Source organism: Escherichia sp. MOD1-EC6842 (assembly GCF_002965705.1).
Classification (GTDB): Bacteria; Pseudomonadota; Gammaproteobacteria; order Enterobacterales; family Enterobacteriaceae; genus Escherichia; species Escherichia ruysiae.
On the sequence record NZ_PTRF01000062.1, the window covers coordinates 1 to 442 of the forward strand.

Consider the following 442-nt stretch of genomic DNA (forward strand, 5'->3'; position numbering starts at 1 on the left):
CGATGGTACTGCGTGATGGTGCAGGGTTTGAAGCGCAGGCGGGCGATCCGGAGCAGGCGCTGGAAACCTACAAAGACACGATGGTCGCATCCGGTGTGACCACGACGCGTCCGCAGGATAACGACACCTTTACCCGTCTGACCCGTAACGATGAGAAGGACGACTGGCTGAAGCGCGGCGTGCGCAGCGATGCGGCGGATCTCTATCGCCAGCAGGATCTTAACGTCACCCTGGAGCACGACTACTGGGGATCGAGCGGCACCGGTGGCTATTCCGACCTGAAAGCGCACACCACCATGTTGCAGGTGGATGCACCGTATTCTGACGGACGGATGTTCTTTCGCAGTGATTTCGTCAATATGAATGTCGGCAGTTTTTCCGCCGACGCTGAGGGTAAATGGGATAACAACTGGGGCACCTGTACGTTGCAGGACTGTAGCGG

1 protein-coding gene is annotated in these 442 nt (G+C 58.1%); it reads left to right on the forward strand.

The window, feature by feature from the left end; genetic code table 11:
* Positions 1-442 (forward strand): cellulose synthase subunit BcsC-related outer membrane protein (locus A7Z29_RS23085; RefSeq protein WP_198599440.1); only part of this gene is annotated, 442 nt, incomplete at both ends.